At 65.9% G+C, this 13227-nt stretch carries 13 protein-coding genes; 8 read left to right on the forward strand and 5 right to left on the reverse strand.

Going from position 1 to position 13227, the window contains the following annotated elements:
* The first annotated feature begins 112 nt into the window (after positions 1-112).
* Positions 113-682, forward strand: coding sequence for an HNH endonuclease (locus tag ACMAUO_RS04520; RefSeq protein WP_182949383.1), 570 nt, complete (start codon positions 113-115; stop codon positions 680-682).
* Positions 683-871: 189 nt separating this feature from the next.
* Here the strand turns inward: ACMAUO_RS04520 and ACMAUO_RS04525 are convergent, their stop codons facing one another.
* Positions 872-2677, reverse strand: a complete 1806-nt coding sequence (locus ACMAUO_RS04525) for a HAMP domain-containing methyl-accepting chemotaxis protein (protein WP_420355782.1) — start codon at positions 2675-2677, stop codon at positions 872-874.
* Between the two features lie 342 nt (positions 2678-3019).
* Between ACMAUO_RS04525 and ACMAUO_RS04530 the strand changes: the two genes are divergently transcribed.
* The 4 genes from ACMAUO_RS04530 to ACMAUO_RS04545 all read left to right on the forward strand — a co-directional run bounded on the left by ACMAUO_RS04530 (position 3020) and on the right by ACMAUO_RS04545 (position 5341).
* A complete protein-coding gene (locus ACMAUO_RS04530; RefSeq protein WP_420355783.1) occupies positions 3020-3787 on the forward strand; it encodes a glucose 1-dehydrogenase in 768 nt (255 codons plus the stop codon).
* A 162-nt stretch (positions 3788-3949) separates the two neighbouring features.
* Entirely contained in the window at positions 3950-4219 is a 270-nt protein-coding gene (locus ACMAUO_RS04535; RefSeq protein WP_114727596.1) for an HU family DNA-binding protein, read from the forward strand.
* Positions 4220-4351: 132 nt separating this feature from the next.
* Entirely contained in the window at positions 4352-4636 is a 285-nt protein-coding gene (locus ACMAUO_RS04540; RefSeq protein WP_420355784.1) for an Rdx family protein, read from the forward strand.
* A gap of 228 nt (positions 4637-4864) precedes the next feature.
* Entirely contained in the window at positions 4865-5341 is a 477-nt protein-coding gene (locus ACMAUO_RS04545; protein WP_420355785.1) for a free L-methionine (R)-S-oxide reductase MsrC, read from the forward strand.
* On the opposite strand, the gene ACMAUO_RS04550 is transcribed toward ACMAUO_RS04545, so the two are convergent.
* Together ACMAUO_RS04550 and ACMAUO_RS04555 are read right to left on the reverse strand one after the other, a co-directional pair.
* Positions 5274-6914: a diguanylate cyclase domain-containing protein gene (locus ACMAUO_RS04550; protein WP_420355786.1), complete on the reverse strand. Its 1641-nt coding sequence runs from the start codon at positions 6912-6914 to the stop codon at positions 5274-5276. The genes ACMAUO_RS04545 and ACMAUO_RS04550 overlap by 68 nt on opposite strands.
* Complete coding sequence (locus ACMAUO_RS04555; protein WP_420355787.1) at positions 6901-7986, reverse strand: polyamine ABC transporter substrate-binding protein; 1086 nt, start codon at positions 7984-7986, stop codon at positions 6901-6903. Before ACMAUO_RS04555 ends, ACMAUO_RS04550 begins: the two co-directional genes overlap by 14 nt.
* A 424-nt stretch (positions 7987-8410) precedes the next feature.
* Between ACMAUO_RS04555 and ACMAUO_RS04560 the strand changes: the two genes are divergently transcribed.
* Positions 8411-9760 (forward strand): cytochrome P450, encoded by a 1350-nt coding sequence (locus ACMAUO_RS04560; protein WP_420355788.1) that lies wholly within the window; start codon positions 8411-8413, stop codon positions 9758-9760.
* A 55-nt stretch (positions 9761-9815) separates the two neighbouring features.
* Positions 9816-10484 (forward strand): flavin reductase family protein, encoded by a 669-nt coding sequence (locus tag ACMAUO_RS04565; protein ID WP_420355789.1) that lies wholly within the window; start codon positions 9816-9818, stop codon positions 10482-10484.
* Between the two features lie 30 nt (positions 10485-10514).
* On the opposite strand, the gene ACMAUO_RS04570 is transcribed toward ACMAUO_RS04565, so the two are convergent.
* Positions 10515-11294 (reverse strand): acetoin reductase, encoded by a 780-nt coding sequence (locus tag ACMAUO_RS04570; RefSeq protein WP_420355790.1) that lies wholly within the window; start codon positions 11292-11294, stop codon positions 10515-10517.
* 332 nt (positions 11295-11626) lie between these two features.
* Between ACMAUO_RS04570 and ACMAUO_RS04575 the strand changes: the two genes are divergently transcribed.
* Positions 11627-12328 (forward strand): DUF1868 domain-containing protein, encoded by a 702-nt coding sequence (locus ACMAUO_RS04575; protein ID WP_420355791.1) that lies wholly within the window; start codon positions 11627-11629, stop codon positions 12326-12328.
* A gap of 116 nt (positions 12329-12444) precedes the next feature.
* Here ACMAUO_RS04575 and ACMAUO_RS04580 read toward each other — a convergent pair whose 3' ends face one another.
* Positions 12445-12990 (reverse strand): Dps family protein, encoded by a 546-nt coding sequence (locus tag ACMAUO_RS04580; RefSeq protein WP_420355792.1) that lies wholly within the window; start codon positions 12988-12990, stop codon positions 12445-12447.
* Between the last annotated feature and the right edge of the window lie 237 nt (positions 12991-13227).

Below are 13227 nucleotides of genomic sequence, written 5' to 3' on the forward strand. Positions count from 1 at the left end.
GGAAACACCGAATATTTGCGATATGGATTGAAGGTTCTCAACGGCGCATATCATTCGGCGTTCGGATTTTGAGTAACAACGCCTGATGATGGTGTGGCGGCATCACGAAAGGATGCGCCCCTTGCTTGCTGGCAGTCCACATTATCCGGCCTTGGTCCTGAATGCCGATTTCAGGCCGCTTTCCTATTTCCCGCTCTCGCTGTGGTCGTGGCAGGATGCCATCAAGGCTGTGTTCCTCGACCGGGTCTCGGTTCTCAGTGAATATGACGAGGAAGTCCGCTCTCCCAGCCGGTCGCTGCGATTACCCAGCGTCATCGCACTGAAGGATTACATCCAGACCGCGCGCCGACCGGCCTTCACCCGCTTCAATGTCTTCCTGCGCGACAATTTTTCCTGCCAATATTGTCTCGATCGCCTGCCGACCCACGACCTGACGTTCGATCACGTCATTCCCCGCTGCAAGGGTGGCCGCACCACCTGGGAAAATGTCGTCACCGCCTGTAGCCCCTGCAATCTGATGAAGGGCTCGCGGATGCCGCACGAACTCCACATGTATCCGCGCCGCACCCCCGCCCAGCCTTCCACCTGGGAACTCCAGGAAAACGGCCGCTCCTTCCCGCCGAACTACCTGCATGAGAGTTGGCGGGATTATCTATACTGGGACAGCGAACTGGACACCTGAGAGGCGGTTTGCAAAGTCACCCTGCCGGCGATCCGACGCGCATTTTCTGCGCTTCGGTGCTCACGGCCATCAAGGCCGCTCCGCTCCGATGCTCAAAAATACACGCCGGGCGTGCCGCTGCGCGGCACTCTCGCTCGGCAGGCCGACTTTGCAAACCGCCTCTATAAGTCTGGCCGAAAACGCGCGCTCCTAACGCCCGCTTACGGCGATCATCCGGGGCGCATGCGCACGTCCTCCCGGCAGCCGGAATTTTTCCACCAGTCCGCTGAGCCTGCGCCCTTCGGCGGCCAGTTGCCTGGAGGTTCCGTTGAATGTCTCGGCAACATTCGTATTCTGCTGGGTCGTCTGGTCCAGCGCCCCCATGGCGGCATTGATCTCCGACAGGCTCGCCGACTGCTCCTTCGCCGCCACGGCGATGGCATCCAGATGCTGCCCCATCTGGCCAATGAAATCGGAAATCGTCCGCAGCGTCCCGCTGCAATCCTTGACCCGGCTGGACCCTTCCTTCACGTCGGCGGCGGTCGCGCGGATCACGCTGCGCACATCCCGCGCGGCATCGGCGCTTTTCTGCGCCAGCAGGCGCACTTCGCTGGCCACCACGGTAAAGCCCCTGCCGGCCTCCCCCGCCCTGGCCGCCTCGACGCTGGCATTCAGCGCCAGGATATTGGTCTGGAAGGCAATCCCGTCGATCATGTCGACGATCGCGGCAATCTTCTCCGATCCCTGCTCGATCCGCCGCATCGCCTCTTCGGTCTCCAGCGTGACGGTGCTCGACGTCGCCGCCGACCGGCGCGCCCGCGCCCCGATCTCGCGGGCCGTCTCCGAGCGTTCCGCCGTATCCGCAACACTCCGGGCGATCCCCGCCACCGCCGTATTCGTCTGCTCCAGCGCGGCGGCCTGATGCTCGGTCCGCCGTGCCAGCGTCTCCGCCCCGGCCGCCAGCCCATGGGTCCCGTCACCGATCACGCGAACAGCAGCCGACATCTGGCCGAACGCCGCGCCAAGCTGGGCCAGGGACCGGTTGAAATCGCGACGCAGGGATTCGAATTCCGCCGAAAACGGGGTCATGATCTGAAAGGAAAGATCGCCGCCCGCCATCCGTTTCAGCCCGTCAGCCAGCGCACTGGTTGCCTGAAGCAGCCATTCCCGCGCCTCGGCCTCGGCCTGTTCCTGAATGGCGGCGCGCTCGGCCTCCGCACGCCGGCGCTGGTCTTCGGCATCCCGCTCCAGCGCCTGCTTCGCGATGGCCGCAACGCGAAAGACCTCGAGCGAACGGGAAATCGCACCAATCTCGTCCGTCCTGCCGGCCATCGGGAATGTCAGGTCCGTCTCGCCCGCCGCCAGCCGGGTGATGGAGGCATTGATCCGCTGAAGCGGCCGCAGGATCGTGTACAGAACCACGAGAACTGCCGCCAGCATAACGACGAACAGCACGGCATAGGCCGCATAAACCCAGCGAACCGTCGTCCTGTAGACGGTCGCCGACTGAACACCATAGGAGGCAGCATCCCCGATGCTGCCATCCAGGAACGAGGTCAGGGTCTCCGATACCGTTTCCTCCGCATCGACCAGCCCCTGGCCGGCCGTCGCCACCGCATGGGCATGGTCCTGGGCAACCGACCAGTCCTTGAACGTGTCGTCGTGCAGATCCTTGTACTGATACCACTGCTCCTGAATATTATGGAACAGCGCCTGCTCCCGGTCGGTCGTGATAAACGGCACATACCGGTCGATGGCATGGGCGATCCTGTCGGACACCGCGTCGCTTTCGCCGGACAGCGTCTTGAACTCGTCCGACGACGCCACGGCAAGCTGCCGGATCTCGATTCCCCGGAAATTCTGGATCTCGGTGCGCAGGGTCGAAAGCGCCTTGATGCTGGCAAGCGACCGGTTGGTGATGTCCTCGACCCGCCCATTGACGTAGGTCAGGCCCCGTATCGAAGACAATCCCGAAACGATACAGGAAAGAGCGATCAGAAACAGAACGATACTCAACGACCCTTTGATACCCGGCGATCGCACAAGCCATCCTTTCGTTCCATCTCGCGCCGCTACCCGGGGCCGGAATGGCCGGGAGAGGCGCGCGACCCTACAATCGAATACCCACCCGAATTATGAAGTTTCCATTTACTTTTCAGCCTCCCCGCCGGCGGCGCGCCACGCACAGGGTGCCCGTTCCACCTATTTCCTGGAAAACCGCACCACGCCGGCCTATCGTCCAACCCACGCGCGGCCTGCCGAGGCCGAAGAGCCGCATCCGCGCCTTGACCCAGATCATGGAATCCCGCCCAGCGTCCTCACCATAGTGCACGCCATTTCTGATCATGGAGCGCCGTCATGGCACGAGTTTCCGGAAAAGTCGCGATCGTCACAGGCGCGTCCCTCGGCATCGGCAAGGCAACCGCCCTGATGCTGGCCCGGGAGGGCGCGAAGGTCGCGGTCGCCGACCTGAAGGCCGATGAAGGCCATGCCGTCGTCGCCGAAATCGAGGCGGCGGGCGGCGAAGCCCTGTTCGTTCCCCTCGATGTCAGCCGCGAAGAGGACTGGACGCAGGCCATCGCCGCCGTCCTGGCCCGCTTCGGGCGGCTGGATATCGCGGTCAACAATGCCGGCATCGCCTATTCCGGCACGGTGGAAAGCACCAGCCTGCATGACTGGCGCCGCGTGCAGTCGATCAATCTCGACGGCGTGTTCCTGGGCACGAAGGCCGCCGTCGCCGCCATGAAGGACCATGGCGGCTCGATCATCAACCTGTCCTCGATCGAGGGCCTGATCGGCGACCCGACCCTGGCCGCCTACAACGCCAGCAAGGGCGGCGTGCGCCTGTTCACCAAGTCGGCGGCCCTGCATTGCGCCCGCTCCGGCTACCGGATTCGCGTCAATTCGGTCCATCCCGGCTATATCTGGACCCCGATGGTCCAGGGCCTGACCGGCGAAACCCCGGACCAGGCCGCCGCGCGCAAGCAGCTCGAAGCCCTGCACCCGATCGGCCATCTGGGCGAGGCCGACGACATCGCCTACGGCATCCTCTACCTGGCCTCCGACGAATCGAAATTCATGACCGGCAGCGAATTGGTCATCGATGGCGGCTATACCGCCCAGTAAGAGCGGGTTTTACCGGACGAAAACCTGCCAAAAGCAGCTTTTCGTCCACACCTGCCAAAAAAAGACGGCGTTTCAGGCATATTTCGTTACGATCGGATTAGACATTTTTCCGATCCCGCTGCTACCGTCCCGACATCTTTAACCATTGGGACACGCTCCTCCATGAGCAAGGCTTTCATCGCCGCCGTTCTTCAGGATTCTCTTAACTGCACGGGCGTTGCCGCCGGCAAGGCCGCCAACGACCTGATCGATGCGATCGTGGCCGAACTGCACAAGGAAGGCGGCTTCACCCTGCCCTCCTTCGGCACGTTCACCGTGCACAAGACAAAGGCCCGCAAGGCCCTCAACCCCCGCACCGGCGAACCGGTCAAGGTCAAGGCCGGCAAGACCGTCCGCTTCAAGGCCAGCCCGAACCTGAAAAAGACGGTCTGATCCGCCCGACCGGCATGGGCGGGGCGGGGCGCCCCGCCCACCCCCATGCATCCTTTGCGAGGCAAGCCGCGTTCCCTCCGGGAACCGGCCGGGCGCACCGCCCCGGGCCACCGCCTCGGGAAAGACCGCGCCATGCCCACCCAGCACCCGCGCCTGACGATCCGCTATTGCATCCGCTGCAACTGGCTGCTGCGCGCGGCGTGGATGGCGCAGGAACTCCTCTCGACCTTCGGCAGCGCGCTGGGCGAGGTCGCGCTGATCCCCGACGACAGCGGCGGTCGCTTCGAGATCATGCTGGATGACAGCCTGCTGTGGGAACGCACCCGCGACGGCGGCTTCCCCGGCCCCAAGGAGCTGAAGCAGAGAGTGCGCGACAAGATAGATCCCGAGCGCACCCTAGGCCACACCGACCGCTGAAAGCGTGGCCGGAAATGCGCGCTGGTGGCGATCCGACGCGCGTTTCCTGCGCTCCGGTGCTCACGGCCGTCAAGGCCGCTCCGCTCCGGTGCTCGGAAACACACGACGGGCGCGGCCCCGAAGGGCCGCTCTCGCTCACCAGCCCACATTTCCGGCCACGCTTTCCCCCACGTTCCACTTATTTGCACTTCGCAGTATGAGAGGGCGTTCGACGACCGGAGCATGTCCATGAGCCACCAGCCTGCCGATCAACGTGTCACGCCGGACGACCTGCTGGACAGCGTCGCGGCCATCCTGGCCGGCGAGCCCGACCTGATCGCCAACGCGGCCAATGTCGCCGCCCTGCTGTTCGAGGCCCTGCCCCGCATCAACTGGGCCGGCTTCTATTTCCTGCGCGACGACCAGCTCGTCCTCGGGCCGTTCCAGGGCCGGGTCGCCTGCACCCGCATCCCGCTGGGCAAGGGGGTTTGCGGCGCCGCCGCGACCAGCCGCGAGACCATCGTGGTGGCGGACGTCCACGCCTTTCCCGGCCATATCGCCTGCGACACCGCCTCGGCCTCCGAAATCGTGGTGCCGCTCCTCGTCGGCGACCGGCTGATCGGCGTGCTGGATATCGACAGCCCGATCCCCGACCGCTTCACACCGCGGGACCGGCAGCTTGTGGAAGCGGTGGCCGCATTGCTCGTCCGCGCTCTCCCGGCATAACGCCCCGCTCCGGCGCCGCCCCGGCCACTTCATCGCGCGGCAGGTCGGCATAGAAGGCCACCGTGTTCCGGCCGGCGGCCTTGGCATGATACATCGCATGGTCCGCGCACCAGAGCAGATGCGCCGACGTATCGGCATCGCCCGGCGCCGCCGCCACCCCGATGCTGGCGGTGACGGGATAAGACGCCGCATCGACCTGAAAGCCGCCGCGAAACTTCAGCAGGAAGGCGTCGATCAACGTCCTGACCACCGCGCTCCGCGGATCGGCCAGGATCAGCGCGGTGAATTCGTCCCCCGACAGCCGCGCCACGATGCCCATCGCCTCGGCCCCATCTCCGGTCGCATCGCACAGGGCGGCACTCAGCGCATGCGCCACCGCCCCCAGCAGCGCATCGCCGGTCCGGTGACCATGCAGGTCGTTGACCTGCTTGAAATTATCCAGGTCGATGAACAACATCGTCAGCGGCCGGCCGGTCGTGGCGCTGAGTTGATAGAACTGGTCCAGCTTGGCGTTGAAATAGATCCGGTTGCCGATCCCCGTCACCAGATCCGTCTCGTAGAGCTGCCGGACCTGGCGCAGCGATCGCGTCAACTGGCCATGCAGCAGCCGCACGTTCGCCGCCAGCCGGCCGACCTCCCCCAGATCGGGCACGTCGATATCCTGCCGCCGATTTTCCGTAATCGCCGTCACCTGACGATCCAGCTCCTCCACCGGCACGATGATATAGCGGCGCACCAGCACCATCAGCACCGAGACCGACACCACGCTGAGCATGATGACGAACAGACCGGTCACGGCGGCAAAGCGCGTCAGCGGGGCACGCAGATAGGCGACGGATGGCGTTTCCTGCGCATAAAGGCCGGGCGCCAGCCGAATAGTGGCGAATAACTCCCGGTGCGATGCCGGCGGTGGCAGATCCGTCAGCACAACCGGCGCGCCATATTCCCTGGCCATGGTGTCGCGGATCGTCTCGAACCGGCGGGGCCGCACCGCCACCTGCATGACGACCGCCTGATCCGGCTGCGGCCCCGCAACGCCCACGCCGCCCGTGCGCGCCTGCACCTTCGCGGCCATCGCCAGATAGGTCGTGCCGTCTCCCTCGGTCACCAGTCCCGAACGCGATGCCACATCGTCGTTCAGCACCGCCTGCGCGAAGGCCGACTGGCGCGCCCCCAGCTTCTGGAACGGGTCCGTCCCGTTGTCGAAATAGAAAATCTGCTTTCCATCCGACTGGAAAACACTGCACGACACGCTCGTCCCGTCATTGGGAAGCAGCGATTGCAGGCTGTCCTGCACACCGATCGCCAGGACCCTGGTCCGGTATTCGGCATCGCTTTCATCGACAAAGGCCAGGAAAGCCGGGCTGTTGCGCACCACATACAGCAATTGCGAATCCAGCGACGCATAATCGGCGTAGGCGTTCTGAAGCTGCGACAGATTCTGCTGGAGCCTGGCCCTGTTCTGCGTGACCAGCGCGTGGCGATACCCCAGATACGCGGCCCCGCCCGCCAGGATATGCCCCAGCAGGACGATGGGAAACAGCACCGCGAACGCACGCCTACTGAGCGTCATGGAGCGCCAGCAGGGCAGAGAGGATACGCCGCCGCAGCGGCAGGCTGTCGGTCGGAAAGGGCCCGCGATAGAGAATGGGATAACCGGCAGGCGGATAGATCTGCGGGTCCTCGCGCATCCTGGCCGGCAGCAGGGCGGCCGCATGGGCGTTGGTCGTCGGCTGGCGCAGGAAGATGGCATTCGCCGCCGCATTGTCGGCCTGCGCCAGAAACGCGACGAACCGTTCCGCCATGCCCGGGTTGCGCGTGCGCCTGGGCACGACCAGACAATCGGTCCACACCATCGCGCCCTCGCGCGGCGTCACGAAGCGCCAGGTCTCCTTTCCCCCACCGTCCATGTTCAAGGTCTTCTGGTCTCCCGTCCCTCCCAGGCCGATAAAGATCTGCCCCCGGACATCGCGCCGCTGCTGCGCCGTCGTGGGCAGGCCATAGGTCAGCACGGCGGGCGACTGCGCGCGCAGCAGTTCGAAGGCCCGGCGCAGATCCCCCGGATCGCCGCTGTTCATCGGGCGTCCCATGAAATTCAGGGCGGCGGCCAGCAATTCCTCCTGGTCGTCGGTCATGGCGATATGCCCGGCCAGGGCGGGGTCCGGCTTCAGCAGGTCGCCCCACGATTGCGGCGCCACCTTCAGGCGATCGGCGCGATAGACGATCCCGGTATTCCCCCAGCTATACGGCACGCCATAGCGCCCGCACATGCCGCGCCACCGCTCCTCGCTGCGCGACGTCTCGGGCAAGGGCAGGCCGGACTGGTCCAGCAGCAGCCCCCGCTCGCCGAACGCCTGGACATGGGCGCTATCGACCACGGCCAGGTCGATCGGCGCATTGACGTTCGCAATCAGCAGGTCCCGCCGGTCGCCATTGTCAAAGACGATCTGATTGATCGCGACGCCGGTCATGGCCGTCCAGGCCCGGACCACATCAGGGCTGATGCCCCATTCCCAGACGAGGAAATTCAGGGCCTCCGCCCGCGCGGCAACAGGCCGCAGGACCAGAAGGGCCAGACCGATCCCCAGCATCCCGGCCAGAAAACGCGGCCTGTTCCCCCTCCGCCCGGCAGATCGCCTGTTCAAACGGCCTCCCACACAGGCTCGCACGCTACCCCGATCCGTCGCAAAATCGCCTTGTCCGGCGCAGTTGTTCCCATACCCGCATCGCCTGAATGTCCGCGGCCCCATCGCACGGCACGCCGCAAAAAGACCGGCAACAAAGGCACCACGCGCCGCCGTCGCCAAACAATGCCGACGGGCTATTACGCATTTCGCTCCCGCAATCAACTCACGACGACAGGCGATACAGGCTCCAGCAAAACAATGCCGTACCTCTTCGAGGGCCTATCACAATCCCCCGCGCGCACGACAGATAATTGTTGCGACAGAGAATTAACATTCTCTCTCCGGCGCACGGGCCAGATCGCACCCCTCCCACGCACCGGCCGCGCTTTCCCGCCCCGACCGGTTTGGCTACGCTGGCCACCCGTCCAGCAAAGGTCCGCGCGTGCTCGACTCATCTCCCCTCGTTCCGCCGATGCCCCCTCTTCTGTCGGAACGCGCCGGGGGCCTGCGCGTTCTGGCGTCCCTGCGGCGCAACGGCTATTCGGCCTTTCCGGGGCGCTGTTTCACCCAGTCGGTCGTCAGCCTGCGCGCGCTGGGCCGCCCGCTGGTGCTGGCCGCCGGTCCCGAATCCATGCAGGCGATCCTGACGTCGGATGCCGGGCATTATCGCCGCATGCGCGTCGGCCAGCGCGTGCTCAGCCCCATCGTCGGGCGCGGCCTGCTGGTCAGCGAGGGCGATACGTGGCGGCGGCAGCGCCGCGCCATGGCCCCGGCCTTCACCCCGCGCACGGTGCCGGTGCTGGCGGGGCACATCGCCGCCTGCGCCGACCGGGGTTGCCGAAGCCTGGATCTCGGCGGGCCGGTCGACCTGTTCTCGGCCATGCGGCGCCTGGCGCTGGATGTCGCGGCGGTCTCCATGTTCTCGCTGGAGATCGGCGCGTTCGACCAGCCGTTGCGCGATTCCGTCACCCGCTTCATGACCGGCATCGGCACGCCCCGCCCCTCCGATTTCCTGCTGCCGCCCGGCACGCCGACCCTGCTGGGCTGGCGCCGCGCGCGTTTCCGCCGCCAATGGGTGGCATTGATCGGCCGGATCATCGCCGCGCGCCGCGCGCAAGCCCCCACGGACGCCCCGCGCGACCTGTTCGACCTGATGCAGGCGGCCTTCGGCGAGCAGGGCGGCGGCACCACGTCCGAACTGATCGACGAAGTCGCCACCATGATCGTCGCCGGGCATGAAACGACGGCATCGGTCCTGTTCTGGGCCTGCCTGCTACTGGCCCAGTCCCCCCGCTGGCAGAACGAGATCGCGCAGGAAGTGCGCGACAAGGACCTGACGCCCGACGGCGCGGCCACGTCGCTGCCCTCCCTGCACGTCACGACGGCCGTGGTGCGCGAGACCCTGCGCCTCTATCCCCCCGCCTTCATGAGCGGCCGGGAAACCGCGGGCGAAACCGAATTATGCGGCCACGCCCTGCCCGACAACGCGATGGTGCTGCTGCCGTTCTGGATGCTGCACCGCAATCCCGCCCTGTGGCACGCCCCGGCGCAGTTCGATCCCCAGCGTTTTCTGGACCGCCCCGATCCCCCGCGCTTCACCTTCCTGCCGTTCGGCGCCGGGCCGCATGTCTGCATCGGCGCGCAACTGGCGATGACCGAGGCGGTGCTGGTGCTGGCCCGCCTGCTCCAGGATGTCTCGCTCACCCTCGCCGACCACCGGCCGGTGCTGCCGGTCGGCGTGCTGTCCACCCGGCCCAGCCACGCCCCCGCCTTCCGGCTGCACCGCCGCTGACATCCCCCGCCGGCCACGGCACGATCTCCCCCAGCCTCCGTCGAGGACGCCAGCCATGTCATCCGATCCGCCCGATGCCTTCCATTCCTACCGGCCCGCCACCGGCCACGGCCTGAAGCACGACCCGTTCAACGCGATCGTGGGGCCACGCCCGATCGGCTGGATTTCCTCGGTGGACGCGGCAGGCCGGGCCAATCTCGCACCCTACAGCTTCTTCAACGCCTTCAACTACCAGCCGCCGGTCATCGGCTTTTCCAGCATCGGCTGGAAAGACACGGTGGCCAACATCCAGGCCACGGGCGAATTCGTCTGGAACCTCGCCACCCTGCCCCTGGCCGGTTCGATGAATCTCAGTTCCGCCGCCGTCCCGCACGATGTCAGCGAATTCGACCTCGCCAGCCTGGTGCGCCTGCCCTCCACGCAGGTCCGCCCGCCACGGGTGGCGGACAGTCCGGTGCATTTCGAATGCCGCCTGACCCAGATGCTGCAACTGCGCACCGCCGAGGGGCAGGATCTGGAAAGCTGGATGGTCTTCGGCGAGGTGGTGGAGGTGCATATCCGGCGCACCCTGCTGGCCGAAGGAAGCTACGACACCGCCGGGGCGCAGCCGATCCTGCGCGCCGGCCGCTCTGGCGATTACGCCGCGATCCGGCGCGACGCGCTGTTCGAAATGGCCCGCCCTACCGAGGAGACCTGGCGGGACATCCTTTCCCACCAGCCCTGAATGGGCGCGGACGCGATCAGCGCCACCTTATCAGCGATAGACCAGCCCACCGTCGATCAGCACCGCCTGCCCCGTCATGTAATCGGAATCGGGGCCGGAGAGGTACGACACCAGCCCCGCCACGTCTTCCGGCGTCTGCGCCCGGCCCAGGGCGATGCCATCGACATATTTGCGGAAGGTCGCCCCCTTCTCCGCCCCCGTGATCTCGGAGAAGAGCTGGTCGATCTCGACCCACATGCTGGTCCCCACCACGCCGGGGCAATAGGCATTCACGGTGATGCCCTTGCTGGCATATTCTTTCGCCGCCGCCTGGGTCAGCCCCCGCACGGCGAATTTCGTCGCCGAATAGACGCCCAGCAGCGCAAAGCCGTCATGCCCCGCGATCGAGCAGGCATTGATGATCTTGCCCTTCTGGCCGGCGGCGATAAACCGGTCGGCCGCCGCCTGGATGCCCCACAGCACGCCCTGGACATTGATCCGGAAAATGCGCTCCACATCCTCGGGCGTCACCGAGGCCAGCGCCTTGACCTGCGCGATGCCGGCATTGTTGACCATGATGTCAAATCCGCCCAGTTCCCGCGCCGCATGGTCGACCGCCGCGCGCACCTGTTCGCGGTCGCCCACATCGGCGACGAAGGTCGTGGCCCGGCGCCCCAGGGCCGCGATCTCGGCCGCCACCGCGTCCAGCGCCTCGGCCTTGAGATCGACCAGCGCCACATCGGCGCCATCCCGTGCCAGCCGCAGGGCAATGCCCCGGCCGATGCCCTGGGCCGCCCCGGTAACCAGCGCGACCTTTCCCGTGATTGCCATGCAATCCTCTCCCGTTGAGCCAGGCGAAACGCCGGCTGCCGGGCATGAGATCGCCACAGGCCGCTGCGGTGCGGAAGAGGCCCCCGACACGCTCTCGCGTCCTCGTGACAGGCCCGCGCAACACCTGTCGCGGACCTGCGACAGTGGGCGTGCGGGAACAGCCGTTAAAACCGCCGTCGCATTCCGTTGTCAGCCTTCACAACACGATAACATGACACTCCCGGCAAGACGCGGATATAGAACGGACACGGTTTTCCGTTCCTCCCGCCTGTCCGTATCGGACCGGAAGCTTCGGCTTCGTTTCCGCAACCTTCCCGACAGAATGCCGCAACATGATGTCCACCGGTGCGACCACCCGACGCCTTGTCCTTGCGACCATCGGGGGCAGCCTGCTCCTTCCACGTGCCGCGCCCGCCAGCACGACGCCTGAAGTGGGGCGCAAGTTCGACGCCCGCGGCGCGGCGATGCCCTTTCGCGGCAACACGATCATCATCCCGCTCGATGGCGGATCGGCGGCCGCCACGCTCATGGGCAGGCTGCGCGACGCGCTGGCGAATAGCCCGATCGCCCGGCAACTCGCCATCCTCCCCGCCTCTTCCTTTCACATGACGGTCTTCGAAGGCGTGAACGACCACGAACGCACGCCCCGGAACTGGCCCGCCTCCCTGCCGACCGGCGCGCCGATCGACACGGTGACACAGCATGCCGCCCAACTCCTGGCCGCTACCCCGTTCGACTACCCGCAACCCATCGTCATGCGCGCCACCGGCCTGAAGATGACCGCTCGCGGTGTCCGGCTGAAGGTCACGGGTTTCAACCACGTACAGGAGGCCGCCATCCGGCGCCTGCGCGACGAAATCGCCACACGACTGGCCATCCACCGTACCGATCATAGCCAGTACGGATTCCACATGTCGCTCGCCTACACGATCGCTCCCCTGGCCCCTGAAGCCATGGCCCGGACACAGGCGCAAATCGATACCCTGCTGGCGGAAACGGTACGGCAGCGGCGCCCCCTGCCGCGTCAGGCGTAACAGCCTGCACGCCAGACCGGGCCTCCCAAACGACAACCCCGCCGCAGGCCATCGGCCGCGACGGGGTCTCGAACAGGTCAGATCAGAAAGACGCGCGCGAACGCGCGACCGTCCTCTCAGTCGTTGCCGCCGAAAGACGGGCGGGTCGATTCGAACAGGAACCAGGTCCGGCGCTCGGTTTCGTCGATCCAGTTTTCCAGCAGGCTCGCCGTCGCCACGTCGCCGCCCTCGTCGCAGATGGCGTGTACCGCGCGCAGCCGGCCCGTCAGCGCCAGGTTGTCCTCGCGCAGTTCGGCCAGCATGTCTTCCGGCGTCACGTAGAGCGCGTCGTTATCGGCAACCTTGGTCAGGCGGCTGATCTCGCCGATCGAATGCAGGGTCGTGCCCCCCAGCTTGCGCGCGCGCTCGGCCAGCGGGTCGGTCATGGCAAAGATCTGGTCGCTCTGCTCGTCCAGCAGCAGATGAAAATCGCGGAAATGCCGACCGCTCATGTGCCAGTGGAAATTCTTGGTCTTGATGTAGAGCGCGAACACATCGGCCAGAACGGACCGCAGACCGGCGGAAATGCCTTCGACCGCCTCCTTCTTCAGATCGGTCGGTGTCCCGAGATAGGTGTGAACATGGGCCTCGCCAGCGGTCAGGCCCTTGGTCTTGTTCGACATTGTCTTCTCCATGAACATGACGTTCGAGAGGCCATGTGGGGAGCGGTTCCGGCATCGGCAACCCCGCCGCCCCGCCGTCATGGAACAATCATATCCGGCATGCGCATGCGTCCCGGCTTCCAGGGACTTGAAATAAATCAATAACCTCCCATCCCCCCTCCAGGAACGGCCACCCGGTCCCGATTTATGTTGCAATTGATATTCATTCTCATTATTAGGAAGGAACTCACGGCGTTC

The sequence above is a fragment of the Gluconacetobacter brunescens genome, from assembly GCF_048695475.1.
Classification (GTDB): Bacteria; Pseudomonadota; Alphaproteobacteria; order Acetobacterales; family Acetobacteraceae; genus Gluconacetobacter.

Bases quoted from the DNA above. Each gene is read 5' to 3' on its own strand.
- ACMAUO_RS04580 (WP_420355792.1), bottom strand. From the start codon at position 12,990: ATGTCGAACAAGACCAAGGGCCTGACCGCTGGCGAGGCCCATGTTCAC.
- ACMAUO_RS04530 (WP_420355783.1), top strand. From the start codon at position 3,020: ATGGCACGAGTTTCCGGAAAAGTCGCGATCGTCACAGGCGCGTCCCTC.
- ACMAUO_RS04545 (WP_420355785.1), top strand. From the start codon at position 4,865: ATGAGCCACCAGCCTGCCGATCAACGTGTCACGCCGGACGACCTGCTG.
- ACMAUO_RS04570 (WP_420355790.1), bottom strand. From the start codon at position 11,294: ATGGCAATCACGGGAAAGGTCGCGCTGGTTACCGGGGCGGCCCAGGGC.
- ACMAUO_RS04565 (WP_420355789.1), top strand. From the start codon at position 9,816: ATGTCATCCGATCCGCCCGATGCCTTCCATTCCTACCGGCCCGCCACC.
- ACMAUO_RS04575 (WP_420355791.1), top strand. From the start codon at position 11,627: ATGATGTCCACCGGTGCGACCACCCGACGCCTTGTCCTTGCGACCATC.
- ACMAUO_RS04535 (WP_114727596.1), top strand. From the start codon at position 3,950: ATGAGCAAGGCTTTCATCGCCGCCGTTCTTCAGGATTCTCTTAACTGC.
- ACMAUO_RS04540 (WP_420355784.1), top strand. From the start codon at position 4,352: ATGCCCACCCAGCACCCGCGCCTGACGATCCGCTATTGCATCCGCTGC.
- ACMAUO_RS04550 (WP_420355786.1), bottom strand. From the start codon at position 6,914: ATGACGCTCAGTAGGCGTGCGTTCGCGGTGCTGTTTCCCATCGTCCTG.
- ACMAUO_RS04520 (WP_182949383.1), top strand. From the start codon at position 113: ATGCGCCCCTTGCTTGCTGGCAGTCCACATTATCCGGCCTTGGTCCTG.